Below are 26,990 nucleotides of genomic sequence, written 5' to 3' on the forward strand. Positions count from 1 at the left end.
ACATGAACAATCCTAACTTAGACACGATTATAGAGTGGTACCGTAAAGAGTTGAATATATCAGAAGAGGAGCAACAAGCATTATTAACTCATCTACAAGAAACCTCTAAACAATCAAAACTTCAAAAACAACAATCGGACTTGGTATTCGATTTAATGAACAAGGGGGTTTTATAGGTGGATTGGTTTGCTTTTGCGACGCAAGATTATGAAGTATACAATAATGAGGATCGTATTAAACAATTTGTAATCAATGGCAAGATTTCTTCAGAGGAATACAAGATAATTACAGGTAATATATACGAAGCATCCACTAACTAGTTAGTGGATGCTTTATTAAAAGGTAAAAGGAGAGAAATTATGCGTAGCATCGTAGATCCTCAATAATATAGAAATTTAGTTTCAGAGGAAAACAAGCATACAATTGACGATTTTTTAGTTGAGAAAAAGTCTGAAGGAAAATCTAAAAATACAATTGAACAATATTGGTATGACCTAAGAATACACGCTTATATACTGATGAAAGAGCATGATAACAAGTCTTTTATAGAACTAACAAGAAAAGAAATTCGTAATTTGTCTATGTATTTTCAAGAAAGAGGTATGTCTCACTCTAGGGTGAACCGTATCATGAGTAGCCTAAGATCATTGCTTGAGTTTTGTTCATTTGATGATGACTATAATTATGAATATAATGTCGGCTCCAGAGTTAAAGGATTGCCAAAAAATCCAACACGAGAAATAGTTTTTTTAAGCGATAATCAGATTCAATGGCTAAAAGCTGAACTTATTCGAAAAAATGACTGGATGCGTGCTACATACTTGATGCTTAGTTACATTAGCGCTGCAAGAAAAGCTGAAGTGCATCAAGTCAGAAAAGAAGGTCTTACAACAAATTTTTATACGAATTCAGTTACAGGGAAACGTAAAAAGAAATTCCGTCTTTATTATACTCCAGAAGTACAAGAATTAATAACAAATTACCTTCAAGATCGAGGCGAAGATGATATATCAGAACTATTTGTGAAAGTTCATAAGAACGGAAAACGTCAAGTGGTAACTAAGGGTGCGTTTAATGGTTGGTGTACCTATTTTGAGGAACTTCTAATAAAAAAAGAAAAAAGAAGAATTCCCATTAACCCCCATTGTCTACGCCATAGTAGGTTAGAGAATTTATCTAGAAGTGGTGTTCCACTAGAGAAACTCAAATCATTGGCTCACCATGAGGATGTTTCAACTACAGCCAATTATCTCGCAGATCGTCAAGAGGATGATATTGCGGAGATTTATGGTATGGAAAAAGAGGAGTTTGCTATCTTAAGTAATTAGCAGATAGTAGCAACAAAACTATATGCAGAGCTTTCAGGGGAATGGGGAGGCAATTGCTTGAAAATATTTTTAATAGGAAATATCTCCCTTGTGTCGAAATAATACGAAAGAAGGGAGGTGTTTCCGATTAATGATATTCAGAAACAGTTAGCAAGCATACAGAAAGAAATTCAAGAAGTGTTAAAAGGCGAGCATAAATTCAGAGAGATATTTACAAATGACTTTATGCAGAGCTACACTCAGTACAATACAATAGAGGAGTTTTTTGATTCTAGCCCTGTGAGTATTCATACACAAGAAGATTTAGACTCAACAGACAGCTCAGAATTAGATGAACACGTTAAGAAAACCACTCAGTTCCAGGATTGGGAGGAATTTTCAACGTCAGCTGCTAATTTATACGCAAGAAAACGATTAAAAGAAAAAGGCATCGATGTATAGCCGAGTATTAAAGCATCCCGTTTCAGGGGTGCTTTTTTTAGGAGGTGATTTCCTTAGTTTTTTAAACTTTTAGTACTTGTCCTGCAAATAATGGTGGTTTTATAATTGTAAGATTTAATTAGGTGTTAGGGGGTCAGTCATGCCGGAGCAGAAGGAAGTGGAGGACATGGAGAAGTTCATGACGTTACTCATGGATGTAAAAGTGTCAGTGGCGGAGCAAAGTCAGAAATTAGATAATGTACTGGATGTGAAAGAAAAAGTTGAAAAGACACAAGAAACGGCTAACGAAGCAAATCGAAGATCTAAGCGAAATGAAGAAGATATTGAAGAAGTAGAGAAAGAACTTAAAAACAAGGCAAGCAAAGAATTATTACAGGGGAAAGCGGATAAAAGTGAAGTGGAACGCATTGTACAAGAGAAAGATAATTGGAAACGAAATATGCCAGCCTGGGTCGCGGTAGCTATATCAGCTATCGCTTTTTTGTGGCCATATTTAACTAATCTGTAAGGAGGAAATGTTCATGAAGGAAAAAGCAAAAGAGTTCAGTATACTGGTTGTCGGTTTTTTAAGTGCAATTATGGGTTTCTTGGCTACCCTGAATATCAAATTCCAATGGCTAACAGAAGCGAGCATTGATGCATTTGGCGCTGTAATAGTGGCTGCAGTCATGCTTATTAGTGGTGCATACGCAGTTTGGAAAAATACTTTTGTAAGTAAAAAGGGGTTAGAACAGAAAAATGCCCTTAAAGAAAAGGGGTTGAAATAGATGAGGGTGTCTTTAAAAACTTTAATCGATCGTTCTATCAAGAACATGGGAGCTGTACATTCCGTTGTATTAAACAAAGCATTAGAATTAGTGCGTCAAGCGTATGCCGAAGGGATTAACGTTCAGATCAGTTCTGGTTTCCGAAGTTTTGAAGATCAGGCTTATCAGTACGGTAAAGGAAGATCTAACTATAGATATAATGGTGTTGATTATAGCAAGCCCGGGATGTCTATTGTTAGTCACGCAAAACCTGGTCAATCTGTTCACAACTATGGTTTGGCTATTGACTACTTCTTAACTACTTGGGATGGATCTGAAGCAACTTGGTCAGTCAATGATAACTGGTGCAGGGTAGCAGAAATTGGTAAGTCAATGGGATTCTCCTGGGGCGGGGACTGGTCATCTTTTAAAGATTATCCTCATCTCGAATTAACAGGCGGGCTTACCTGGTATGACCTATCCCAGGGGGAAAGGCCTACTCACTTGTTAGCTGATTATCTCGAAGAAGGAATGAGTGGTTCGAAGGTAAAACAGCTGCAAAATAGATTAATCGATATTGGATATGATCTAGGTAAATATGGTGCAGACGGTGATTATGGTCCTACTACTAAACGAGCAGTGATGGCTTTTCAAAAAGATTATGGTTTAGCGGTGGATGGTATTTATGGTGATCGAACTGAATCCAAATTAGTGGAGGTGGAGAACATGCGTGAATTCGAAGAAGCCCCTAAGTCAATTGCGGAAGAATGGAAGAGAGCCTATGAACTTGGTTTGACGGACGGAGCAGAACCAAATGAGTCACCAACACGCGCCCAAGTGGCAGCAATGATTGTGAGAGCATTGGACAAGAAGTAAATAAAATCCCCTCAGCTTTTTGGCTGAGGGGGGATAAAACTATCGAGTAAAGAAAGCCCTTTCCATTAAGTATTCGAGATCTGTATGCTTATGTTCTTCGGTATAATCAGGGTCGTAAGATAGTCTTTTTGCTATTTCTTTCATACCAGCTCTTAACGTTGGGTTACCATCTGACTTGTCAAAAAACTTTTCGTTAGCTCTCACAAATTCGATGTATTCTTTTACAGAAACTTGAGTTAGGTACATATGAAGTTCCACCTCCTTTTATAATTACTTACATTCTTCTCAAAAGTAAAGTATCCCTCCAATATTTTGAAATCGTGCAGAAATTCAATTTTAGTAAGTATTATTTAAAAAACAGCCCCTCCTTCAGGAGAGAGCTGTTTATGTAAATCAATCAAAGTGAGTATGGTTCACTTTCCATTTTCGTACCTTAGAAGCCGCGAACCAAAAATAAATAGTTAATGTAATAATGCCTAAAAACCAAATTTTAAACCAAAGTCCATACATGCCTGCTACGGTTCCTGTAAAACGTAATCGTTTCCCATCGATTACAGTATGCTTAGTTTCCCAGTTTTCTTTCCAGACTACAGCTACTGGATATAAAAGCCCTAATGAGAGAGAAGTAAGAAGGGATGCAAAGAACTTAATAATTGCTCCTTCTACAGTAAGACCGTCAAAACGGCTTTCTTTTGGTGATTCATGCTCAACTACATGGTGTGCATTTTCCAAATTTACCACTCCTTAGTATCAGTCTAATGTAACTATTCAATAATTATACAGCATCTTCCTTTCAAATTATGATAAAAATTGTAAGCGAGATTTTGTTTACTTGGTAAAATGAATTGGGTATAATAAGAACAAATGTTCGTTTAATGAAACGAGGAGGGAAGTCGAATGAAAGGTATGCTGGCTAATGCAAAGAAAAACCAAGAAGTACTCGAGATGATTTATTTATCGAAAGATGGCCAACTCTCTCAAAGGAATATTAAAGTCTTAGATATAGATGATTCTTTTATTCTTGGGTATTGTTTAAACCGAAATAAGCTAAGGAAGTTTAAAAGAGGCAATATACTTTCCATTGGCCCCCTCCGAAAGAAGGTGGGATAAGGATGAATGATGATCGATTAAGGGACAGAGGAAAAATAAAGTGGACATCGTTGATGCTACCAGAACATGTAGAGATGGTGAAGGAAGTTTGGAAAGAAGATGAGCGTGTAGAAAAGGGGATGCTTGCAGATGATCAGGCTGTGGAGATTGATTTTAAGCTTCAGAGAGCATTAACAGATCATCTCACGGTACGGATCAAGCACCATAATGGCTTTGATTATAGTTTTTCTGATGTGAAGATCTCGGTGATCAATCGTATGGATAAGAAACTTACCGGAATTGATCAGAGGTCTAAAGAACGTTGTCATATACATCTGAATGGGATTACAGAAGTGGATATCATATAAAGGTCGCCCCTCCATTATTTCGGAGGGGCTTTTTTTGTGCGAACATACAGATCATCAACATTACATTCTAGAAGGTCTGCCAGTTCAAAAGCCTTCTCAAGCGAAGGTTTCCCACCATCATTTACCCACCTGGAAAAAACGTTTTGGCTTACCCCTAATTGAGCAGCGACCCACTTCTTTTTATACCCTCTCTTCTCGATCCAATAATTAATATTACTTTTCATATCATCACCTACATAGGGTATTCCACACATTACTTTTATGTCCTTCACTAAATTAGTTCAATTTTTTTCATCAAATTAGTAAAGAAGCAAGCTATAAGCCCATATAGATATATCAGACACCAGGAAGGGAGAGATGAAGATGGATATGAATATGCATAAGGTTGCCTTTGCACTAGACAAATTGAAGGAAGAAAAGAATGGTTTAATTGAACTAACGGAAGAGGCGAAAGCATTCTATCGGAATACAGCCTACTATGAACTTAAGAACATTGCCGAAGAATGGAACTTGGAATGGTATAGCCAAGACGTTTCCAAAGAACAATCCAATCCTGTTAAATCAACAAAAGAAGAGCGTCCTAAAGGTTATTTTTCTTATTTGCTACAAGCGCTAAAAAAGCGAAAAGGGAAGGAGAGGGCAAAGGGAAGACCGCGAAGACGAGCGAGATCGTGAAAAAGGAATAGCTTGTTTGCTGAATTAAAAATGGAGGTTTCGGGTCCTATGGAAACTATAAAATTTAACGATTTCTTGAATAAACCAACACTCGGTGGAAGCTTTAATTTTAACTTGGATAACAACATTATCAACCTTGATGAAGCGTATATTTTGATGGGTGGTTTAGGCGTTGTTCTAATCGGAGTGTACTGGATGGAGGGGCAAGGTTGGATTAAAGTAAATAACAAAGCAGTGAAGCTTGGAATGATTGGGATATATGCTTACCTAATCGGAAAATGGGTGATCAAAGGTTCCTGGAGGTTTTTAATGTGATTGAATACATTGGACCTTTAGCGTTGGCGGGATTAGCTTTTCTACCTAAAGTACAAGGGAAAATGAGCGAACGAAAGATCATTGAGCTTTATTTTAAAAACACGGGTTTTAATCTGAAGCGAAATAAAGAAGTGTTGTGGCCGGAATTTTGGAAGAAACACATGTCCCCTATGTTCACACGGTATGACTACAATTTGCCTGTTGGCTTAGAAGTGGAAGAGGGCATGGCGGATGCCCTTTCTAAAGCTTTAGGATATCCAGTGGAGGTGTCTGGCGAGAAAGTGATGTCTATATGGATATTCAAAAAACGTCTGCCGAAACAATGGAACTATAAAGACTTGTTACCTTCTGAGGGATGGAAAATACCAATAGGCTTGTCCTACAAAGGAATGATATGGCATGACTTTGATGAGATACCTCATATGACGGTCGCCGGAGCTACTAGGTGGGGGAAAACGATCTTCCTTAAAGTACTACTAACGTATCTAATCGAACAACATGGCGATGATGTTGAATTTTATATTTTTGATCTTAAGGGTGGGTTAGCATTCAATAAGTTTAAATCATTGAAACAAGTGAGGGGGGTTGCTGGGGACTATAAAGAATCCAGCGATTTAATGGACCTAATCACCTCTGATATCAAACGTGATATGTCAGATTTCAAGCTAAATGATATTGAAAATATAACTGATACAGATTTACCAAAGCGTAAGTTTGTCATTATTGATGAAGCTGGGGAGCTTATGAAAAACAAGAGCATGACAGACCAAGAGAAGAAATGGGTGGAAAACTGTCAACGAACAATGAGTTATATCGCTCGTGTCTCAGGGGGTATTGGTTTGAGACAGATATTCTGCACCCAGTATCCAACAGGAGACGTTTTGGATAGGCAGATAAAGGCCAATTCATCAGCTAAAATTTCATTCAGATTGGAAAATGGAACCATGTCTAAGGTTGCTTTAGATGAATTAGGTGCAGAAGAAATTGATACAAAAGGAAGAGCTATATATCGCACTGTAGATCGGCACCTTGTTCAAGTGCCTTATATCTCCAGAGAAGAGATGTGGAGCAGATTGGAGGAACACGTAGATGTTAAAGCACCTGCAGAGAATGGAAAGGGAAGAGAAAATCCTATCAAATTTAGATAAGCTTGGGATCGCCACACGGAAACAGCTGCAAGTTATAAATAACTTAGGGGGGGATCGTAATGCGAATCGCATACTGGCGAATATGGAGGATGACGGATCCATCAAATCCCTTCGAATGGATCAGAAGATTTATTATGTCGCCCATAAAGGGAAAGAGAAAATAGGCAGTGGGAAAGCTCTAAAAGACAAAGCACATTTAGCGCATACATTAATGAGAAATGACCTGTATATTTACTTAGGTACACCAAAGGGATGGAAAAACGAAGCATCTGTGGACTTTCCATATAACGGAGAAGAAACCACGCTAGTATCAGATGCCTCTTTCATCAAAAACCATAATCATCACTTTATAGAAATTGATAATACACAGACCATGAAAACCAACCGAGAAAAAATAGATCGTTATCGTGTACTTTTCAATCTCATTAAGGAAAATTATGATTCCATTCCTGTACTGATTTGGTATACCGTTTCTTCCAGAAGGCAAAATGCATTGGAGGATTATTGTAACCAATTAAAGATAAACTCGAAGGTGTTATCTCTTAAAGACTTGTGTTACTCTTAAACAAGAAAGCCCGTCATATCAACGATTATAGTGGGTGTCTAAAGGGATGCACGGGGACCCGCTGCACTTGATTCCGCAACACCTAAGGGAAGATTTCTCTGAGGAATTTGGGGTTCGTATTGAAGGGAATTTATCGCCTCTTAATTTAATGCGCCTTGAGCAGGAATATGGAGGTCGAATTGAGGATATGCCTGTTGAGCGTATATTCTTCTCAGAGGATAAGCGTACAGGTATTGGAACCTTTAGTCCATCAGATCCGAAGTCTCAGGATATCGCCGATTTAACGGGCTCCATTGACTTCTCCACGATTGCGGAGTATGGTTCTGAGTCTGATCCGCGAGCGTATCGTTTTGACGGGGAACTGAATAAAGCAAACCGGGGGATTATGGAGTTCCAGGAAATGCTGAAGTGTGATGAGAAGTTCTTATGGCACTTGCTTTCTTTGACGCAGGAAGGAAACTTTAAGGCAGGAAGGTTTGCGCTGATCTCAGCTGATGAAATGATCATTGCCCATACGAATGAATCGGAGTACCGCTCGTTTATTTCGAACAAGAAGAACGAGGCCCTTCATTCTCGTATGATTGTTATGCCAGTCCCATATAATTTAAAAGTCACGCAGGAAGAACGCATCTATGAAAAGATGATTAACCAGAGTGACATTCGAGATGTTCATATTGCTCCTCACACATTAAAAGTGGCTGCGATGTTTACCATTATGACGCGTCTCAAAGATTCTAATAAGAATAACGTAGATTTATTGAAGAAAATGCGTTTATATGATGGTGAGACCGTAGAGGGCTTTAGTGATGTAGACGTAGAGGAACTGCGCCATGAACATCATGATGAGGGAATGAGTGGTATTGACCCTCGTTATGTGATTAACCGAATCTCTTCAACAATTATTAAGAAGGAAATGACGTCTATTAACGCACTCGATGTGTTGCGCTCGCTAAAAGAAGGTCTATCAAGTCATGCGTCGATCTCTAAAGACGACCGTGAGCGTTACTTGAACTTTATTTCGGTGGCTCGTAAAGAGTACGACGAAATTGCAAAGAAAGAAGTGCAGAAAGCCTTTGTGTACTCGTATGAAGAATCTGCGAAAACACTTATGGACAATTATCTGGATAACGTTGAAGCGTATTGCAACAAGTCGAAGCTTCGTGATCCGTTAACAGGGGAAGAGCTGAATCCAGACGAGAAGCTAATGCGCTCGATTGAAGAACAAATCGGCATATCAGAGAACGCGAAGAAAGCATTCCGTGAGGAGATTTTGATTCGGATCTCAGCCTATGCTAGAAAAGGGAAGAAGTTCGATTACTCGTCTCACGAACGTTTACGAGAAGCGATTCAGAAGAAGTTGTTTGCTGACCTGAAAGATGTCGTCAAGATTACGACATCGACGAAAACACCAGATGAGCAACAATTGAAGAAAGTGAATGAAGTAGTAGCCACACTTGTAGAAGGATATGGGTACAACTCAAGTTCTGCAAATGAACTGCTGCGCTATGTAGGTAGTTTGCTAAACAGGTAATGAATAGGGAAGCCGGGGCATCTAGATGCTCCGGTTTTTGTTTTGGCTTCACTAGGGAAAAGGGAGACATAGGAGAGGGGAAGAGTTATAGAGTAAACATCAAAGATTGGACATTCAGTAAAGGATAAAGATAGTTCTTATGCTATAATGGTGGAAATTTCATTGTTAGAAAAGGGTGTCTTCCGGTGAGTGAGCAGCATTATGGGATTATAGATATAGGTTCGAACACAGTAAGATTAGTCATCTATGAGCGGAGTGAGAGCGGTCGCTTTAAAGAAATCGAAAATATTAAAGCAGTGGCACGTCTTCGGAATTATCTTGGTGAGGACTTAAACTTAAGAGAAGAAGGGATTGATCATCTACTATCGATCTTAAGAAGTTTTAAGAAAGTGACGGACACGTATGACTTAGAACAGCTGCTGGCTGTGGCTACAGCAACAATCCGCCAGTCTCTAAACCAGGATACGATTATTAAGAGAGTGAAAGATGAGATTGGTCACGAAATACGAATCCTTTCTGAAGAAGAGGAAGCGTATTATGGTTATCTCGCTGTAGTGAATTCCACCGCTCTTTCGGAGGGCATTACGGTCGATATCGGTGGAGGAAGTACGGAGGTTACGTATTATAAGAATAAGGAGATCCAGCATTCTCACAGCTTTGCCTTCGGTGCATTGACGTTGAAACAAATGTTTGTGAAAGATGATGTACCAACGCCGAAAGAAATGGAAGATGTTAAAGAATACTTAATGGATCAGTTCAAATCCTTGTCGTGGCTCGAGGGTAAACGTGTACCTGTTATCGGGATTGGCGGAAGTGCTCGTAACATGGTGCAGATTGACCAGTCGCTTAAGAGCTACCCCTTAGCAGGCCTTCACCAGTATAGAATGTTTGAACATGACATGAGCTTTATTAAGAGTTATTTACTTACGTTGTCATTTAAGAAGTTACAGAAGGTTGAAGGGTTATCAAAGGACCGGGCAGACATTATCCTTCCAACTATTGAAGTCTTTCATTCCTTATATGAAGTCACCGATGCCACTTCGTTTATATTAAGTCGCAAAGGACTGAGAGATGGAGTCTTTTATGAACAGCTTATGGAAGACTTTAATATTTCCGTGTTCCCTGATGTGTTAGAAGAGAGCTTCAATGAATTGGCGATCGACTATAACATTGATTACAAGCACGTTCATCAGGTAACTCATTTAGCACAGATTCTGTTTGATGAATTGCAAGAAGCGGAAGTGAGTCATTTAACAAGAGAAGATGTCACGTTGTTGAAACGCGGCGCATTTGTATTTAACTTAGGGGAGTACATTGATTCCGAATCAAGTTCCCAGCATACTTTCTATCTACTTGCTAATCGAACCATAGATGGACTTATGCATAAAGAACGATTGATGTTAGCTCTTGTAGGTTCCTATAAGAGTAAACCTATTTTTAAGCAGTACCTTCATCCTTATAAACATTGGTTCTTAAAAGAAGAGAAGAAAAAAATTAAAACGCTCGGCGCATTGACGAAGTTTGCCTATAGCTTCGACTCCACAAGGAGAAGTGTTGTAGAAGATCTACATGTAGAAGTAAAAGGAGAAGATCTCAATATCGTCGCCTTCTGTAATCAAGACCCAATGGCTGAAGAATACCAGGTCGAAAAGCAGAAGAAACACCTCGAGAAAGCAATTAAAATGCGTGTTAACATTACATTCACACAAAAAGGGTAGCCGCCAACGCTACCCCTTTTTCATACCCTCACAACCCCAATGATGCTGTGGTTGTTCACCGTGATGAAGGGTGTCTGACACGATGTAGTACTTTACCTCGATGAAGTGTATTAGGTTTTGGTGGATTGACATAGACTAGTGTGTGGTAAAGAGAAGTGAAAAGTTAACATGAGGTTCATATTTAGTTAATACTACGATTATAAACCTTTGATAAACTATGAGTGAATACATATGTCGACTTTGGATGAAAGGGTGAGGAGAACATGGAACAAATGGAATTAGATCATCCGCGTTATTATAATAATCGTGAATTAAGTTGGTTAGCCTTTAATGAACGGGTGCTGCAGGAATCATTAGATAAACGGAATCCGTTAATGGAGCGATTTAAATTTTTAGCGATTTTTAGCTCGAATTTGGATGAGTTCTTTATGGTTCGTGTAGCCGGTTTAAAAGACCAGGTGAAAGCGGGTTTTAATAAGCCGGAGAATAAAGCAGGCCTTACCCCTAAAGAGCAGCTATCCAAAATTTCTGAGAAGAATCATAAGCTTGTTGATATGCAGTATTCGACGTATCAACATGTATTATTACCGATGTTAAAAGAACATCAAATTACCTTTGTAGCCATGGACGAGCTGTCTACTATGCAACTTGATGCCATGGAACAATATTTTGATGAACAAGTCTTTCCTGTTTTAACCCCAATGGCGGTTGATGCTTATCGACCATTTCCCATGCTGTTAAATAAAAGTATTAACATCGCAGTGGTTCTTGAAGATACGTTTGATGAAGAGGAGCCGGCAGAGAAGACGGCAATTGTGCAGGTACCCGCTGTACTAGACCGGTATATTGAGCTAGAAGTAGATGAAGAGGGCACGCGCAAGTTCATGATGCTTGAAGACATCATTAGTCATTTTATATATAAGATGTTTCAAGGGTACAAGGTGAAGTCTGTTACAGAATTTCGCATTACCCGTAATGCAGATATGACGATTCATGAAGAAGGTGCCAGAGACCTATTAAAAGAAATTGAGAAAGAACTTAAGAAGAGAAAATGGGGAGCTGCAGTGCGTTTAGAGATCAAACGTGATGCGTATGATCCGAAGCTTCTTGAATTTCTATTAAATGTATTAGAAATTCATCGCAAGGATGTATATGAAATCGACGGCCCACTTGACCTTACGTTCTTATTTAAATTTTATAAAGATATGGAAGAATACAATGACTCCCTTGTGTACGAAGCGTTAATTCCCCAACCACCGAAAGATGTAGGGTCTGATGAGGACTTATTTGAACTCGCTTCGGAACGAGATGTGTTCCTGCATCACCCTTACGAATCGTTTCAACCTGTTGTGGACTTCGTGGAGGATGCAGCGGATGATCCGGATGTCCTGGCGATTAAACAAACTCTCTACCGGGTCAGTGGCGGTTCCCCGATTATTGAAGGATTAAAGCGGGCGGCTGAGAATGGGAAGCAAGTAACGGTGCTTGTGGAGCTAAAGGCTCGATTTGATGAAGAGAATAACGTACAATGGGCCAAAGAACTTGAAAAAGCAGGTTGTCACGTCATATACGGTATGAACTACTTGAAAACTCATAGTAAAATTACCCTTGTTGTACGTAGGAAAAAGCACCAGATTGAACGATTCGTTCATCTTGGTACGGGGAATTACAACGACCAAACCGCCAAGCTTTATACCGATATGGGGTTGATTACATCCAACCGTAAGTTTGGTATAGATGCTACGAACTTCTTTAATTACTTAAGTGGATATACGGAGAAGCCAGCTTATCATCATATTTCGATGGCACCCTTTGATATTCGTCGCGACCTTGTTCACCACATTGATGAGGAAATTGAGGCCCATCAGAAATATGGGAATGGTCGTATTATTGCTAAAATGAATTCCCTGACAGATAAAGTCATTATCAAAAAGTTGTATGAAGCTTCGAATAGAGGAGTGCAAATTGATTTAATTGTACGAGGAATTTGTTGTCTTCGCCCAGGAATTAAAGGTATTAGTGAAAACATTCGTGTCAGAAGCATTGTAGGTCGTTTTTTAGAGCATAGCAGGATTTATTACTTTCACAAAAATGGGGAAGGGAATATATATTTATCCTCAGCCGATTTAATGACACGGAATATGGAGAAGCGGGTCGAGCTGATGTTCCCGATTTATGATGCCCATATCGAATCCAGATTGCATCAAATTTTAGATCTTCATCTAAAAGATAATCTGAAAGCAAGGGTCCAGGATGAGCATGGAAATTACCATTACGTAAAGCGTGCTCCAAGTGAAGAAGAGCTTGATAGTCAGCTTGAACTTTTTAATCGAGCTTACATGGTTGGAGAAGATGAAGAATAAAACTTGAAAAATCAAGAGGTACAAGTGTACAATATTCCGTACATTTGTACTTTTTTTAGAATCTTTTTCAAATTTTTTTGTTTTCTTAAAAAAAACTAGGGTAAAGTAGTTGAAGAAGAAAACGGAAAAAAATTATAATAGAAGGTGAGTTTGCAAACGTTTACGTCACAGAACGCGAACTTCTAATGGGGGTAGTAAACAGTGTCGAACAAAGGGTCTAACGAAAACATTTGGGAACAGTTTCATGGCCCCAATATGGGGTACATCGAAGAGCAGTACGATTTATACTTAGAAGATCCAGAGCGGGTCGATTCATCTCTTCGCGAGGTGTTTGAACAATATGGTGCTCCAGAGTGGATACAAGGCGGACAGGGCCAACAAGGTTCTGAAGGGCCATCTGCTGGAGATATCCAGAAGGTGACCTCAGCATTGAAATTAGTTGAGGCTATTCGTCGTTCCGGTCATTTAGAGGCTGAAGTTTATGCCGTTGGTCGAGGACGCGAGCGCTATTCACCGCTTCTCGATCCGAAAACATATAATTTGTCGGAAAATGACTTGAAATCCATTCCAGCGAACTGGATTTGGCCTGAAGCGCCTAGTCAAGTATCAAACGGATTGGAAGCTATTCAAACATTGAAGCATCAATACGCTGGTCGTATTTCATTTGAAGTTGACCATGTTCACAATGAAGAAGAGCGCAAGTGGTTACAAGGCAAGATTGAAAACGGAACGTATCAAGTCGATTTTGATGAAGATCGTAAAAAGCAAGTGCTTAAGCTCCTTGCTCAGGTAGAAGGATTTGAGCAGTTCTTAGGGAAGACGTTCGTGGCTCAAAAGCGTTTCTCTATTGAGGGGCTCGATGTCATGGTACCGATGCTTGATCATATCGTGCAGGCAGCAACGGAAGAAAAAATGGAGCACGTTATGATGGGAATGGCTCACCGTGGCCGTTTAAATGTCTTAGCTCACGTTTTAGGTAAGCCGTATGATCGCATTTTCTCTGAATTCCACCATGCTCCTAATAAAGAGCTTGTCCCTTCTGAAGGATCAATGGGCATTAACTATGGTTGGACAGGGGACGTGAAGTACCACTTTGGTGCAAGTCGTGATGTTGAGAAAGAAGAGCGCACAACGCGTGTAACGCTCTCCCACAATCCGTCTCACCTTGAGTTCGTTGATCCGGTCGTGCAAGGGTTCTCACGTGCTGCACAAGATGATCGTGAAGAACGTGGCTGGTCTGAACAGGATACGGAGAAAGCTTTCTCTATTCTTATCCATGGTGATGCAGCATTCCCTGGTGAAGGGGTAGTAGCTGAAACGCTTAATATGAGTGACCTGCCAGGGTATCGGACAGGTGGAGCAGTTCATATTATTGCGAACAACCTGGTTGGATTTACAACGATTCAAAAAGACGGGCGCTCTACTCGTTATGCAAGTGATCTTGCAAAAGGGTATGAGATTCCGATTATCCATGTAAATGCAGATGATCCGATTCAATGTTTATCTGCGATGCAATTAGCCTATGAATACCGTAAGAAGTTCCATAAAGACTTCTTAATTGATCTAGTTGGTTATCGCCGTTATGGCCATAACGAAATGGATGAGCCTCGCGCTACTCAGCCTGAACTGTATTCTGAAATTGATGACCATTCAACTGTAGCTGCAGTGTATGCTGAGCAATTACAAAATGATGGTGTCATTGAAGATGGTTACTTCGATCAGGTGAAAGAAGAGGTCGACCAGAATCTTCGACAAACGTATGAAAATATGAAAGAGAATGAAACTGGTGACCAAGACGCAAAAGATGTTCCAGAAGAAATGGTTACTGGATTAAACGCGATTGATACAGCCGTATCATTAGACGTTTTAAAGAAATTGAATAAAGATTTACTAGAACGTCCTGAAGGTTTCAACGGCTTTAAGAAGCTTGAGAAGATCCTGCAACGTCGTGAGAATGTACTAGAAGAAGGAAATAAAGTAGATTGGGCAACAGGAGAATCTCTTGCATTTGCTTCTATATTAAAAGATGGCAAACCTATCCGTTTAACTGGACAAGATAGCCAGCGAGGAACGTTTGCTCACCGTCATCTAGTTCTACATGATGTGGAAGACGGGTCTACGTACTGCCCGATGCACGGGTTAGAAGAAGCCAATGCTTCCTTTGATATCTATAACAGTCCGTTAAATGAAGCGGGTGTGCTTGGATTTGAGTATGGGTATAGTGTGCAAGCTCCAGAAGCTCTTGTGCTTTGGGAAGCCCAGTACGGGGACTTCGCTAACGCAGGGCAAGTCATTATTGATCAGTTTATTTCAGCAGGCCGTGCAAAATGGGGAGAGAAATCAAGTCTTGTCATGTTGTTACCTCATGGCTATGAAGGGCAAGGCCCTGAACACTCAAGCGCCCGTTTAGAGCGTTATTTAACCATGAGCGCAGAGTACAACTGGACGGTTGCTAATGTAACCTCTTCAGCTCAGTACTTCCACTTGCTTCGTCGCCAAGCTGCAATTGGTGGGAAAGACGCAGCACGTCCGCTCGTCCTTATGACACCGAAAAGCTTGATCCGTAACCAACGCGTTGCCTCAGAAGGCAAGGAGTTTAGTGAAGGTCAATTCCAGCCACTTAAACCTCAGCGTGGTTTAGGGGAAAACGAAGATAAAGTGACGCGCCTTGTTATTGGAAGCGGGAAGGTCATGATTGACTTAGAAGACCGAATTGAAAATGAAGATCAAAACTGGGATTGGCTGCACATTGCTCGTGTAGAACAGATCTATCCGTTCCCAGAAAAGCAACTTCAGGAGATCTTAGAGCAGTATCCAAACATTGAAGAAGTCGTGTGGGTTCAAGAAGAACCTCGTAATATGGGTGGATGGGACTTTGTTAAAGAAACCCTCTACCAGCTTGTAAATGACACCCATGAAATTAAATATATTGGTCGTCCGAAACGTTCTTCACCAGCTGTAGGTGAACCAAACATTCACAAAACAGAGCAGAATAGAATCATCCAAGAAGCACTGAAGCTATCTAAAGGAGGAGATTCCAATGAAGGAAATTAAGGTACCAGAACTTGCAGAATCCATTACAGAAGGCACGGTCGCAGAGTGGCTTGTTAAAGAAGGCGACTCCGTTGAAAAAGGCGATGCGATCCTTGAACTTGAAACTGATAAAGTAAATGTTGAAGTAAACTCTGATTTCACAGGTGTCATCTCCGAACTTCTAGTAGAGGAAGGAGACGACGTTGAAGTAGGCGATACCGTTGCAAAAGTAGATGAGAACGGCGAAGGCGGCGGTTCGTCAGAATCTGAATCTTCGGACTCTGACGAAGAGAGTCAAGAAGAGTCTAAGCAAGAAGAAAAGTCGTCTGATAATGGTAAACAGGAATCTTCCGAAGACAGCAAAGAAAAAGCTTCAGAGAAAGAAGATAAGAAGGATGAAGAAAAGCAAGATCCAAATAAAGAGATTGTAGCTTCTCCGGCTGCCCGTAAAAAAGCACGCGAACTAGGTATTGACCTTCGCGATATTAAACCGAATGATCCTCTTGGTCGCATTCGTCCAGAAGATGTAGAAGCAGCAGCCAATCAATCTAAAGAAGATAAAGGTTCTAAAAAAGACAGCAAGAAAGAGAAGAAATCAGAGCAGAAGTCTTCTGAGAAAACAGAATTCGATAAGCCGGTTGAACGCGTGAAGATGTCACGTCGTCGTCAAACGATTTCTAAGCGTCTTGTTGAAGCACAGCAAACAGCAGCTATGCTTACAACGTTCAACGAGGTAGACATGACAGCTGTTATGAACCTTCGTAAAGAGCGTAAGGACCAATTCCAACAGAAACATGATGTAAAGCTTGGGTTTATGTCCTTCTTCACAAAAGCAGTTGTTGGTGCTCTTAAAGAATTCCCTCTTCTTAACGCTGAGATCCAAGGCGATGAAATTGTTATGAAGAAATTCTATGACATTGGTATGGCGGTTTCGACGGATGAAGGTCTTGTTGTACCTGTTGTTCGTGATGCTGACCGTATTGGGTTTGCCGGAATCGAGAAAGAAATTGGTCGACTCGGCAAACGTGCGCGTGATAAGCAGCTATCTTTAGATGAGCTTCAAGGTGGTTCCTTCACGATTACAAACGGCGGAATCTTTGGATCTATGCTATCCACACCTATTATAAATGCTCCTCAAGTGGGTATTTTAGGAATGCATAACATCCAAAAACGTGCAATGGTTATGCCGGATGATTCTATTGAAGTTCGTCCGATGATGTACATTGCTCTTTCCTACGACCACCGTATTGTCGATGGTAAAGAAGCTGTTCAGTTCCTTGTCCGAATTAAAGAAATGCTAGAAGACCCTTATAACCTTCTGCTAGAAGGTTAATAGACTTTAGATATAAAGCCCGTTCTGCCCCCGAGCAGGACGGGCTTTTTTTGAGGCTGGTTGTTTACAAATAAAAAAAGTAGTAGACTTAATAGTAAGAAAGATGAAACGAAATGATGTTTGGTCCGTATCTAGGAGAGATTCAATTTTAGAAATGAGGCAGCTACATGAATATGGTCATCGAATATCTTATGGATATAGATTTAGTGAATGACCCTTTTCTTTATTCGTTTTACGTAAGCTTGTTCTTATCCCTTGCGTTCAACAGAGTGTGGGGTTCAATTGTTAGTGATACTGCCAACCTCTTCTCAAAAGATTGGTCTATTAAACAAACGAATATTCACTTACCGTCTCATACCAATAGTGGCGTGAAGCCTAGTGATCATTTTATCCGCTGGTTTTGCAAAACAGTAGGGAGACAAGAAAGTTCGCCCGATGATGAAGATTACCTCAATACTCGATTGCTACCGTAATAATCGACTATTGAGGAGGATGAAATTAGAATGAAAGCTTTATGGAAATCAAGTTTACTTTTAATTGTGACAGCATTTGTCTTATCAGCATGTTCAAGTCAAGGTGATGGAGGAGATGGGTTCCTACACAATCTATTTGTCGAACCTTTCACCAAAGCTATTGAGTTAGCGGCTTCGATTACTGGAGGTAGCTATGGTATAGCTATTATTATCCTCACCGTAATCATTCGACTTGTACTGATGCCTCTTATGCTGAATATGTATAAGAACCAACAGCAAATGAAAGTAAAAATGGCTGGAATGAAGCCTGAAATGGATGATATTCAAGCCCGAATGAAAGAAGCTTCTCCTGAAGATCGCCAAAAGATGCAACAGGAAATGATGGCTCTGTACCAAAAGCATGGAGTGAACCCACTTAATATGGGGTGTCTTCCAATGCTTCTGCAAATGCCAATTCTAATGGGCTTTTATTTCGCGATCAGAAGTTCAGAGACGATAGCCACTCACACTTTTCTATGGTTTAACCTGGGTGAGCCTGATATCGCTATGGCGCTGATTGCAGGTGCCTTGTACTTTGTTCAATATAGAGTGTCTTTAATAGGCGTACCGGAATCACAACAAAAGCAAATGAAGCTAATTGGTCTATTGTCACCGATAATGATTTTAATTATTTCGCTGAACGCACCAGCTGCATTACCTGTTTACTGGGCAATCGGCGGCTTGTTCCTAGTTTTCCAAACGATTATAGGACGCAAGTTGTACCAGACAGAGTCAGAACCAGTCCCGCAAACCTCAAATTAATGAATGATATAAAGAAAGTCCAGGCTCCTAAATAGGATCCTGGACTTTTATTATTGGGGTTTGCGAGTGACTCATAATAGTTGACCCTAGTTCATAAGATGAAAGACATAAAACGTTAGGTGAGGGACGGTCAGCTTTCTGGTATTAAAATTTTTGTCATGGACAGAACGGTAGAGCTTAAACCGTCATATGCGGAAAGTGACAAGTTTTTAAAATAAGTTTTCAGAATTTTTAATCAAAATGACAACTTCTGCATATGATAGAGTAAACAAAATGGAGGAGGGGTAAGGATGAGTCGTTCGAAAAATTTTGTAATTTCTGAAGAGAACTGGTCCCTCCATAGAAAAGGGTATGATGATCAGCAGCGCCACCAGGAAAAAGTTCAGGATGCGCTCAAGAATCAACTCCCGGACCTGATTTCTGAAGAAAATATTGTGATGTCAAATGGGAAAGATGTTGTGAAGATTCCGATTCGGTCGTTGGATGAATATAAGATTCGCTATAACCACGATAAGAACAAACATGTAGGCCAAGGAGAAGGCGACAGCCAAGTCGGAGATGTGATTGCGAGAGATGGCTCCCCGCAACAAGCGCAAGGAAAAGGGGAGAAGCCAGGAGATCAACCTGGAGAGGATTTCTATGAAGCTGAAATTTCAATTGCCGAGTTAGAAGAAGCTTTATTCAATCAGTTGGCCTTACCGAACTTACAGGAAAAAGAGAAAGATAATATCATTACGACAGATATTAATTTTAATGACATTAGGAAAACAGGACTTCAAGGAAATATCGACAAGAAGCGTACGATGCTAGAAGCCTTTAAGAGAAATGCGATGGGAGGAGACGCAACGTTCAATCCGATCTATCCAGAAGATATTCGATACAAAACATGGAATGAGGTAGTGAAACCTGAATCAAAAGCTGTTGTGTTAGCTATGATGGACACCTCAGGATCAATGGGAATGTGGGAGAAGTATATGGCCCGAAGTTTCTTCTTCTGGATGTCGCGCTTCTTGAAAACAAAATACGAAACAGTGGAAATTGAATTTATTGCTCACCACACAGAAGCCAAAGTCGTCTCAGAAGATGACTTTTTTTCAAAAGGTGAAAGTGGAGGAACCATCTGTTCATCAGCTTATAAAAAGGCACTTGAATTAATCGATTCTAAATATAGCCCAGAGCGTTACAATATCTATCCGTTCCACTTCTCAGATGGGGATAACTTAACCTCTGATAACAAGCGTTGCCTACAGCTCGTTGAACAATTGATGGATGTATCGAGTATGTTTGGATACGGGGAAGTAAACCAGTACAACAGGCACTCAACCCTTATGTCCGCCTATAAGAAAATTGAAGATGAACGTTTCAGGCACTTTGTTCTAAGAAGAAAAGCTGACGTGTTTTATGCGATGAAGCATTTCTTCAAAGAAGAAGACGAAGAAGTATTGGTCTAAAGAAACACCCGAGTTCCTTATAAAGGAGCTCGGGTGTTTTCTTTTTAATTATAGGAACTGGATGGGGAGGGTATGTCTGATGATTACTTGAACTTGTGAGCCTATGATCTAAAAATCTATACAAGGAATGTATAGGAAGGTGATGGTAGAAGACACTACATAAATAAACAACTCGTTTTAGAGGAGGGATGGCATGCGAGTCAGAAACTGGCTGAGGCCTAAACGAGCTTCTGATCAGAATCAAAGCGGAGTGGTGAAAGAACAGGATAGTCCGACAAAAGAGAGCAGTCGTTCGCTTAAAGATAATATTGATTATATTAGTGCAGAACTGCATCACTCTCATGATTTAAAAGTCACACACATGGATGACAACCGCCAAGCCCTCCTCTACTTTGAATCGTTGGTCGATCAGGAACAAATTCAAAATAAAATATTCATTCCATTATCTAATTATCCAGATCGAACAATAGGCCAGCTGCAAAACCAAAGAAAAACGACAGATTTAAACGATGCCATTTTTGCGCTTCTTAGTGGATGTGCGGTCTATATTCAAGAGGGTAATCAAGAAGTTTCCGTGTTTGTTGTAACGATGTCGAATAATAGAGATATGTCTGAGCCTGATACAGAAAAAGTTCTCCGCGGCTCCCATGAGGGCTTAGTGGAGAGTGTGATGATCAATATTAATTTGATTCGAAAAAGAATTCAGCATCGGGATTTAACCGTTAAGTATTTTCGTGTTGGAAAAAAGACCAATACAAACTTAGCTATTATGTACATGGATGGATTAGTAAACCCTGATGTTGTAAAGAAAATTGAGGATCGAATCAAACACATATCTGCAGATACGATTATCAGTCCAGGTTACATTGAAGAAATGGTAGAAGATAATTCGCTATCACCATTCCCTCAAATGCTCAATACGGAACGTCCTGACAGGGGAGCGGCGAATGTCTTAGAAGGACGAGTTATTTTACTCTCGGAAGGTAGCTCTACTTGTCTTGTGTTCCCTGTTACGTTCTTTACGTTTTATCAAACCCCGGATGATTATAACAGTCGTTGGATTTCAGGGACATTTTTAAGACTCATAAGATTAATGAGTTTTTTAATTGCGATTGGTTTACCGGCATTCTACATTGCCGTGGTAGGTTTTCACTTTGAGGTTATCCCAGATACGCTCGTCATCCCAATAAAAAGTGCAATTAACAATATAGCTTATCCCCCTATTATTGAAGCGTTAGTTATGGTCGTCATTATCGAGCTTATACGTGAAGCTGGGATCAGATTACCAAGTCCCGTGGGCCAAACGATTGGTATTGTAGGTGGTTTGGTCATTGGGGATGCCGTTGTAAAGGCTGGGCTCGTCTCAAATTTGATGGTAATTGTCGTAGCTCTTACAGCTATTGCTTCTTTCGTAGTGCCTTCGAACGAACTAAGTACAGCTTTACGCCTTTTAACGTTTCCATTGATTTTATTAGCCTCAACCTTTGGGTTCTTAGGTATTGTCTTTGGGTTCTTTGGTTTATTAATTCATTTATGCCGTCTTGAATCCTTCGGTAGCGCATATTTTGCACCTCTAGCTCCGTTGAGAGTAAAAGATTTAAAAGATACATTCATACGGCTTCCGTTATTTATGATGAGCAACAGACCGAAGGATGCGCAGCCTGTTAAGAGTGACACAGGAGAAGCATCGAGGGAGTGGAAGAAGAATGGCCGCAGTAGAAAATGAAATGATTACAAGAAGACAGTACTTCTTCTTCATTATACAAACCTTAATCGGAGTCGGAGTCTTAACCCTTCCTTATAACCTTCATCAGGTTGCAAAACAAGACGGTTGGATCTCTCTCTTAATCAGTGGTGTCATTATACAGCTTGTACTTATTTTAATGTGGGCGCTGGCTAGAAGGTTTCCACAACAACATCTATTTGAATATATCCCGTCTATTGTTGGGAAATTCTTTGGCGGGTTTCTAAATTTTCTCCTGATTCTTTATTCTCTAGCAGTAGCAGGGGTCATTCTTTTGTTATTTGACGAAATGATTCGGACGTGGCTCTTACCCAAAACCCCTTATTGGATTATTAGTCTTATGTTTATCGCATTAGGAATTTATCTTGTTTCCGGAAAGATAAAGGTGATGGCACGATTGTATGTATTTGTGTCATTGCTATTACCCATATTGGTTGTACTCCTTTTGTATGCGGCGAAAGATGGCCAGTGGGTCTATATGTTACCAATAGGTGAATCTGGGCTTCCTTCTATTTTGAAGGGAGTGTATCAATCCTCGTTATCGATGCTTGGATACTTAATTGTGCTTCTTTTGTTTCCGTATACGAAGGGGACACCGAAACAGAAACTGGGTACCATTTCCTTAGCGAATGGATTTGTCGTATTTTTTTATTTCCTTACCGTTTTTCTTTCTTTTATCTACTTTGGCACGGAGGAAATGAAGTATGTGAGTGAACCGGTTCTTTATATGCTGAAAGCTGTGGAGTTACCGATCATATCTAGAATTGATATGTTCTTTATATCCATTTGGATTGTGTCAGTGGCCACCACCTTATGTAGTTATTTGCTATTAGCAAGTAAAGGAGTCACGCAAGTTTTTTCGAAAATCTCCTACGAGCGTGCAGTCTTAGGTATCGGAGGAGTTTTATTTTGTATAACCTACTTTACTCCTAAAGACGAATCATGGTTGAACTCGCTAGATGACTATGTTTCATTCGTCGGTATGTGGTTTGGGGTGGGGCTTCCGATATTTTTATTGATTATAAGTCTCCTTTTTAAAAAGAAAAGTAATGCAGGGGGGCAGGGTTATGAACAGAAGCCATAAAGGACTTATAATCCTTATTACTCTCTTTCTGTTAACAGGATGCTGGGACCAAAGGCAATTTAAAAATGTAAAGCTTGTGCTTGCGGCAGGGTTTGACGCCGGGCAAGAGAGGTTGATTCGTAATACAGTTGTTATCCCTACTGTTGAGAAAGGGTTAGAAGGTCCAGGACAAGAATTCATCCAGGTGATTACAAGTGAAGCCTATTCGACAAGGGATGGTAAAAAAAATGTAGACCATCGCATTTCAAGGTCTTTTGATGCTTCAAAGGCAAGGGTTTTCCTGTTAGGGGAGGAGCTGGCCAAACAAGACATCTTTCCCATTCTGGATGTATTGTATCGAGATCCCAAGAATAATTTGAATGCGAAACTGGCGATGGTAAAGGGAACAGCTGAAGATGCACTTCGCTTAAGGGTGAATCAGGAGCCCCGCATTAGTGGCTATATAAATGGAATTTTGGATAGTCAAATGATGAATACAGAAGCCCCTAGTGAAAATTTGCAGCTTATTTGCGCAGAACTCTTAGAAGATGGTGAAGATTTCGCGCTCTCAGCGTTAGAAGTGGACCAGGATGCAGCGCTCATCAATTACGTTGGTATGGCCTTATTTAGTGGCCAGAAATATTCCGGAGTTACGCTTAATACAGATGAATCCCTTCTTCTTCTTCTATTAGATGATCAGTTAAGGCGATCAGCTACAATTAACCGAAAGGTAGCTGACTATAAGAATGAGCCTTTGAAAAACTATATGTCTATAGAAGTAGGAGGAGTTAAGAGGAAGGTTCAGATTACAGCAGATCATCCTGAACAAATAAAAGTAGATCTTTCTTTAAAGCTTAAGGCAACTATTGTAGAGAAAACATTGCCGATTATTTTAAATGACCAGGAAGTAAAAAAGCTAGAGGGAAAGTTTAGTGAAATTCTCACGAAGGAGATGCAAGAGGTTCTTAAGAAAACTCAAGAGGCGAATAGTGACTACTTAGGAATAGGAAGGCGTGTTCATGCCTTTCACCATGATACATGGGAAGACCTAAAATGGAGTGAAGTATATCCGGAAATTGTTTTTAATGTGAACACAAAAGTAGATCTTTCTGGTCACGGTGTCATTAACTAAAAAAGGCATAAACAACGTTTATGCCTTTTTGTCATATGGAGGAAAGATCACCTAGAACGAGGTCACGGTCTTTTTCATTTTGAATATCTTCACAAGCCTGAAGAGCCAGTTTTTTATACTCTTCATACTGAGTTTTAGAACCTGTTATTTTATACGCTCTTGCCATCGCTTCATAGGCAAAAGCTAAATCGAAATCTCCAATCTGTTCTTCTAAACATACTTCTAAGCATTTCTTAGCATGGTATAGGGAAGGCTCACTACGCTCGCAAACGGCGTACACTCTCGAAATCTGCCAGTCCCCACGTACTCTATTAACAGGCTTTCCAATTTGTTCCCAATGATACCTTGAAGCATGAGCAGCATGAATCATGGTTTGTTCTTGTTCGGAAGTTCTACTTTCGAGATCTAGAAAGGTCCAGACGTAATTAAATAGATCTACGGCCATTTTCTTATGAAAGTCTTCTGAATTATGTAATTGTGTGGGTTCTTGTTTCATCATTATCCTCCTTATGTTTGAGTGCTATTTCTTAAGTTTCGACATAAAATCATATGTTCCTTTTAGTTTAATAGTTCGAAAAGATTATTTATTGTGATAATTTAGCGTCAATTATTTCAAAATCATTACAAATCTTTAAAAAATTTCGTACTTATTACAATAAATTGTTAATAAACCATTGACGATCTGCCAATAAATAGTTTACTATAGTAAAAAATCAGAAAATTATTAATTCTAATACATTTGTAAATCTTAAATCTGAGGTGTCCTAATGAATAACTCACAATCAAATGTAAACCACGAACCTTTACTACAAGTAAAGGGCTTAGAGACGGCCTTTAGTATTGAGGGTAAAGACCACAATGCGGTGGACGGTGTTTCTTTTAATGTCGAAAAAGGTAAAATCGTCGGTGTTGTAGGAGAGTCCGGTTGTGGAAAAAGTGTCATGTCATTATCCGTAATGAATTTGTTACCAAAAGGGATCGGAAAAATCCGAAATGGAGAGATTCTTTTTGAAGGTAGACATTTAGAAGGTTTAGATGATAAAGAAATGAATAAAATTCGGGGTAAAGATATTTCGATGATCTTCCAAGAGCCAATGACTTCCCTAAACCCGGTGTTTACGATTGGTTATCAGTTAGAGGAAGTACTGCATAACCATTTTAAATTGTCTAAAAAAGAAGCAAGAGAAAAAGTTGTGCAGCTCTTATCAGCTGTAGGGATCTCAAGAGCGGACCGAATCGTTGATGAATATCCTCACCAGCTATCAGGCGGGATGAGACAACGTGTCATGATCGCAATGGCTATTGCTTGTCAGCCAAAGTTACTTATTGCGGACGAGCCAACCACTGCACTTGACGTAACGGTACAAGCTCAAATTCTTGAACTTCTGCAAGACATTCAGAAGAAAAACGATATGGCGATTATATTTATCACGCATGATCTTGGCGTTGTATCCGAGACTTGTGATGAGGTTATTGTTATGTATGCAGGTAGAATCGTAGAGCGTACAGATGTGCAGCGCCTATTTAATTCTCCGAAGCATCCGTATACGGAATTGCTAATGGGTGCGATCCCTCGGTTAGAGGAAGAACAAGATATGCTAGCTACGATTGATGGAATTGTACCTTCATTAACAAAGATGCCAGAAGTAGGGTGTCGATTTGCGAACCGGTGTCCAAAAGCGATGAAAGAATGTTCAACCGTTACACCTAAATTAGCGAAAAACGAAGAGGGTCATGAAGTAGCATGCCTACTCTATGAAACAAGTAGACCTGAAGAAGAGGTGTTACGATGAGTATAACCGAATTAAACAAATCTCAAACCGAAAAATTGCTAGAGGTAAATGATTTGAAGATGCATTTCCCGGTAAAGGGGGGCTTCTTCAAACGAACAATCGGAGCTGTTAAAGCGGTAGATGGCGTTACTTTTGATATCAAAAAGGGAGAAACGCTAGGACTTGTAGGAGAATCCGGTTGTGGGAAATCAACTACGGGTCGCTCCATCTTGAGATTACTAGATCCAACAAGTGGAGAAGTTCTATTTAATGGCGAAGATATTACAAAGCTAACTGGAAAGCGTCTGCGTGATATTCGTCAGGATATTCAAATGGTGTTCCAGGACCCATACGCCTCTCTAAACCCTATGCAAATGGTCGGAGATATCATAAGCGAACCGATTAAGAACTACTACAATAAACGTAAAGGTTCAGAACTTAAAGCTGAAGTAATGGATCTCTTAACACGGGTAGGTTTACCAGAGGAGGCTTATTACAAATACGCGCACGAGTTCTCAGGAGGACAGCGTCAGCGTATTGGTATTGCAAGGGCGCTTGCCCTTAAGCCGAAGCTTATTATAGCGGATGAACCTGTATCGGCCCTTGATGTGTCCGTACAGTCACAGGTGTTAAATCTATTAAATGAGCTGCAAGACGAATTTGATTTAACCTATCTGTTCATTGCACACGACTTAAGTGTTGTAAAACATATGAGTGATCGCATTGGTGTTATGTATCTAGGTAATATCATGGAAGTAGCGAATAAGAGTTCTATTTATGCAGATCCTTTACATCCTTACACGCAAGCTCTGATCTCAGCGGTGCCAGATGCATCTAAAGTAGGGGAGAAGCGTGAACGCATTGTCCTTGAAGGGGACGTGCCTAGTCCGGAAAATCCACCATCTGGATGTCCATTCCATACGAGATGTCCAAAAGCGATGGATGAATGTTCTAAGGTTAAACCTCAATTAAAGGAGGTGAAACCAGGCCAGCACGTCGCATGTCTTCTTTATGAATAATCATTC

28 protein-coding genes and 2 pseudogenes are annotated in these 26,990 nt (G+C 40.0%); 26 read left to right on the plus strand and 4 right to left on the minus strand.

The window, feature by feature from the left end:
- Window positions 1–2: 2 nt before the first annotated feature.
- From LQ226_RS13715 to LQ226_RS13745, 7 genes and pseudogenes are all read left to right on the plus strand, one after another.
- Complete coding sequence (locus LQ226_RS13715) at window positions 3–176, plus strand: hypothetical protein (protein ID WP_231418524.1); 174 nt, start codon at window positions 3–5, stop codon at window positions 174–176.
- Window positions 177–320: an XkdX family protein gene (locus LQ226_RS21200; RefSeq protein ID WP_231418525.1), complete on the plus strand. Its 144-nt coding sequence runs from the start codon at window positions 177–179 to the stop codon at window positions 318–320.
- 66 nt (window positions 321–386) lie between these two features.
- Window positions 387–1,328: pseudogene (locus LQ226_RS13725) on the plus strand (tyrosine-type recombinase/integrase); the annotation flags it as partial.
- A gap of 117 nt (window positions 1,329–1,445) precedes the next feature.
- On the plus strand, window positions 1,446–1,769 hold the full coding sequence (locus LQ226_RS13730) for a hypothetical protein (protein WP_231418526.1): 324 nt from the start codon (window positions 1,446–1,448) through the stop codon (window positions 1,767–1,769).
- A gap of 139 nt (window positions 1,770–1,908) precedes the next feature.
- Window positions 1,909–2,277 (plus strand): hypothetical protein, encoded by a 369-nt coding sequence (locus LQ226_RS13735; RefSeq protein WP_231418527.1) that lies wholly within the window; start codon window positions 1,909–1,911, stop codon window positions 2,275–2,277.
- A gap of 13 nt (window positions 2,278–2,290) precedes the next feature.
- A complete protein-coding gene (locus LQ226_RS13740) occupies window positions 2,291–2,536 on the plus strand; it encodes a phage holin (protein ID WP_231418528.1) in 246 nt (81 codons plus the stop codon).
- A complete protein-coding gene (locus tag LQ226_RS13745; RefSeq protein WP_231418529.1) occupies window positions 2,537–3,391 on the plus strand; it encodes a peptidoglycan-binding protein in 855 nt (284 codons plus the stop codon).
- A 39-nt stretch (window positions 3,392–3,430) separates the two neighbouring features.
- Here LQ226_RS13745 and LQ226_RS13750 read toward each other — a convergent pair whose 3' ends face one another.
- Window positions 3,431–3,637, minus strand: coding sequence for a hypothetical protein (locus LQ226_RS13750; protein ID WP_231418530.1), 207 nt, complete (start codon window positions 3,635–3,637; stop codon window positions 3,431–3,433).
- Window positions 3,638–3,784: 147 nt separating this feature from the next.
- On the minus strand, window positions 3,785–4,123 hold the full coding sequence (locus LQ226_RS13755) for a DUF898 domain-containing protein (RefSeq protein WP_231418531.1): 339 nt from the start codon (window positions 4,121–4,123) through the stop codon (window positions 3,785–3,787).
- 165 nt (window positions 4,124–4,288) lie between these two features.
- Between LQ226_RS13755 and LQ226_RS13760 the strand changes: the two genes are divergently transcribed.
- Both LQ226_RS13760 and LQ226_RS13765 read left to right on the plus strand, forming a co-directional pair.
- Complete coding sequence (locus LQ226_RS13760) at window positions 4,289–4,501, plus strand: hypothetical protein (protein ID WP_231418532.1); 213 nt, start codon at window positions 4,289–4,291, stop codon at window positions 4,499–4,501.
- A 2-nt stretch (window positions 4,502–4,503) separates the two neighbouring features.
- The gene (locus tag LQ226_RS13765) at window positions 4,504–4,848 is read left to right on the plus strand and encodes a YolD-like family protein (RefSeq protein ID WP_231418533.1); all 345 of its coding nucleotides are present in this window, start codon (window positions 4,504–4,506) and stop codon (window positions 4,846–4,848) included.
- 14 nt (window positions 4,849–4,862) lie between these two features.
- Here LQ226_RS13765 and LQ226_RS13770 read toward each other — a convergent pair whose 3' ends face one another.
- Complete coding sequence (locus LQ226_RS13770; protein WP_231418534.1) at window positions 4,863–5,072, minus strand: helix-turn-helix transcriptional regulator; 210 nt, start codon at window positions 5,070–5,072, stop codon at window positions 4,863–4,865.
- A 145-nt stretch (window positions 5,073–5,217) separates the two neighbouring features.
- Here LQ226_RS13770 and LQ226_RS13775 point away from each other — a divergent pair, with 145 nt between their 5' ends.
- From LQ226_RS13775 to LQ226_RS13845, 15 genes and pseudogenes are all read left to right on the plus strand, one after another.
- Window positions 5,218–5,523, plus strand: a complete 306-nt coding sequence (locus LQ226_RS13775; protein WP_231418535.1) for a hypothetical protein — start codon at window positions 5,218–5,220, stop codon at window positions 5,521–5,523.
- Between the two features lie 48 nt (window positions 5,524–5,571).
- The gene (locus LQ226_RS13780) at window positions 5,572–5,838 is read left to right on the plus strand and encodes a hypothetical protein (protein WP_231418536.1); all 267 of its coding nucleotides are present in this window, start codon (window positions 5,572–5,574) and stop codon (window positions 5,836–5,838) included.
- Complete coding sequence (locus LQ226_RS13785; RefSeq protein ID WP_231418537.1) at window positions 5,835–6,986, plus strand: FtsK/SpoIIIE domain-containing protein; 1,152 nt, start codon at window positions 5,835–5,837, stop codon at window positions 6,984–6,986. Before LQ226_RS13780 ends, LQ226_RS13785 begins: the two co-directional genes overlap by 4 nt.
- Window positions 6,928–7,551: a replication-relaxation family protein gene (locus LQ226_RS13790; protein ID WP_231418538.1), complete on the plus strand. Its 624-nt coding sequence runs from the start codon at window positions 6,928–6,930 to the stop codon at window positions 7,549–7,551. Before LQ226_RS13785 ends, LQ226_RS13790 begins: the two co-directional genes overlap by 59 nt.
- A 46-nt stretch (window positions 7,552–7,597) precedes the next feature.
- Window positions 7,598–9,082, plus strand: a pseudogene (locus LQ226_RS13795) (PrkA family serine protein kinase); the annotation flags it as partial.
- A 185-nt stretch (window positions 9,083–9,267) separates the two neighbouring features.
- Window positions 9,268–10,800 carry a Ppx/GppA family phosphatase gene (locus LQ226_RS13800; protein WP_231418539.1) on the plus strand — a complete coding sequence of 511 codons (1,533 nt, stop codon included), beginning with the start codon at window positions 9,268–9,270 and terminating at the stop codon, window positions 10,798–10,800.
- Between the two features lie 263 nt (window positions 10,801–11,063).
- Window positions 11,064–13,163 (plus strand): RNA degradosome polyphosphate kinase, encoded by a 2,100-nt coding sequence (locus tag LQ226_RS13805; protein ID WP_255688652.1) that lies wholly within the window; start codon window positions 11,064–11,066, stop codon window positions 13,161–13,163.
- 201 nt (window positions 13,164–13,364) lie between these two features.
- A complete protein-coding gene (locus LQ226_RS13810; RefSeq protein ID WP_284526776.1) occupies window positions 13,365–16,217 on the plus strand; it encodes a 2-oxoglutarate dehydrogenase E1 component in 2,853 nt (950 codons plus the stop codon).
- The gene (gene odhB / locus LQ226_RS13815) at window positions 16,204–17,529 is read left to right on the plus strand and encodes a 2-oxoglutarate dehydrogenase complex dihydrolipoyllysine-residue succinyltransferase (protein ID WP_231418540.1); all 1,326 of its coding nucleotides are present in this window, start codon (window positions 16,204–16,206) and stop codon (window positions 17,527–17,529) included. The genes LQ226_RS13810 and odhB overlap by 14 nt, the downstream gene beginning before the upstream one ends.
- A gap of 167 nt (window positions 17,530–17,696) precedes the next feature.
- Complete coding sequence (locus LQ226_RS13820) at window positions 17,697–18,002, plus strand: hypothetical protein (RefSeq protein WP_231418541.1); 306 nt, start codon at window positions 17,697–17,699, stop codon at window positions 18,000–18,002.
- A 30-nt stretch (window positions 18,003–18,032) separates the two neighbouring features.
- Window positions 18,033–18,803: a membrane protein insertase YidC gene (gene yidC / locus LQ226_RS13825; protein WP_231418542.1), complete on the plus strand. Its 771-nt coding sequence runs from the start codon at window positions 18,033–18,035 to the stop codon at window positions 18,801–18,803.
- 290 nt (window positions 18,804–19,093) lie between these two features.
- Window positions 19,094–20,254, plus strand: coding sequence for a sporulation protein YhbH (gene yhbH, locus LQ226_RS13830; RefSeq protein ID WP_231418543.1), 1,161 nt, complete (start codon window positions 19,094–19,096; stop codon window positions 20,252–20,254).
- Between the two features lie 193 nt (window positions 20,255–20,447).
- The gene (locus LQ226_RS13835) at window positions 20,448–21,980 is read left to right on the plus strand and encodes a spore germination protein (RefSeq protein ID WP_231418544.1); all 1,533 of its coding nucleotides are present in this window, start codon (window positions 20,448–20,450) and stop codon (window positions 21,978–21,980) included.
- Complete coding sequence (locus LQ226_RS13840; protein ID WP_231418545.1) at window positions 21,961–23,082, plus strand: GerAB/ArcD/ProY family transporter; 1,122 nt, start codon at window positions 21,961–21,963, stop codon at window positions 23,080–23,082. The genes LQ226_RS13835 and LQ226_RS13840 overlap by 20 nt, the downstream gene beginning before the upstream one ends.
- Window positions 23,066–24,193 carry a Ger(x)C family spore germination protein gene (locus tag LQ226_RS13845; protein ID WP_231418546.1) on the plus strand — a complete coding sequence of 376 codons (1,128 nt, stop codon included), beginning with the start codon at window positions 23,066–23,068 and terminating at the stop codon, window positions 24,191–24,193. The genes LQ226_RS13840 and LQ226_RS13845 overlap by 17 nt, the downstream gene beginning before the upstream one ends.
- 31 nt (window positions 24,194–24,224) lie before the next feature.
- On the opposite strand, the gene LQ226_RS13850 is transcribed toward LQ226_RS13845, so the two are convergent.
- On the minus strand, window positions 24,225–24,692 hold the full coding sequence (locus LQ226_RS13850; protein WP_231418547.1) for a hypothetical protein: 468 nt from the start codon (window positions 24,690–24,692) through the stop codon (window positions 24,225–24,227).
- 268 nt (window positions 24,693–24,960) lie between these two features.
- Between LQ226_RS13850 and LQ226_RS13855 the strand changes: the two genes are divergently transcribed.
- Both LQ226_RS13855 and LQ226_RS13860 read left to right on the plus strand, forming a co-directional pair.
- On the plus strand, window positions 24,961–25,986 hold the full coding sequence (locus tag LQ226_RS13855) for an ABC transporter ATP-binding protein (RefSeq protein ID WP_231418548.1): 1,026 nt from the start codon (window positions 24,961–24,963) through the stop codon (window positions 25,984–25,986).
- Window positions 25,983–26,984 carry an ABC transporter ATP-binding protein gene (locus LQ226_RS13860; RefSeq protein ID WP_231418549.1) on the plus strand — a complete coding sequence of 334 codons (1,002 nt, stop codon included), beginning with the start codon at window positions 25,983–25,985 and terminating at the stop codon, window positions 26,982–26,984. The genes LQ226_RS13855 and LQ226_RS13860 overlap by 4 nt, the downstream gene beginning before the upstream one ends.
- Window positions 26,985–26,990 lie beyond the last annotated feature (6 nt).

Source organism: Pontibacillus sp. HN14 (genome assembly GCF_021129245.1).
Classification (GTDB): Bacteria; Bacillota; Bacilli; order Bacillales; family BH030062; genus Pontibacillus.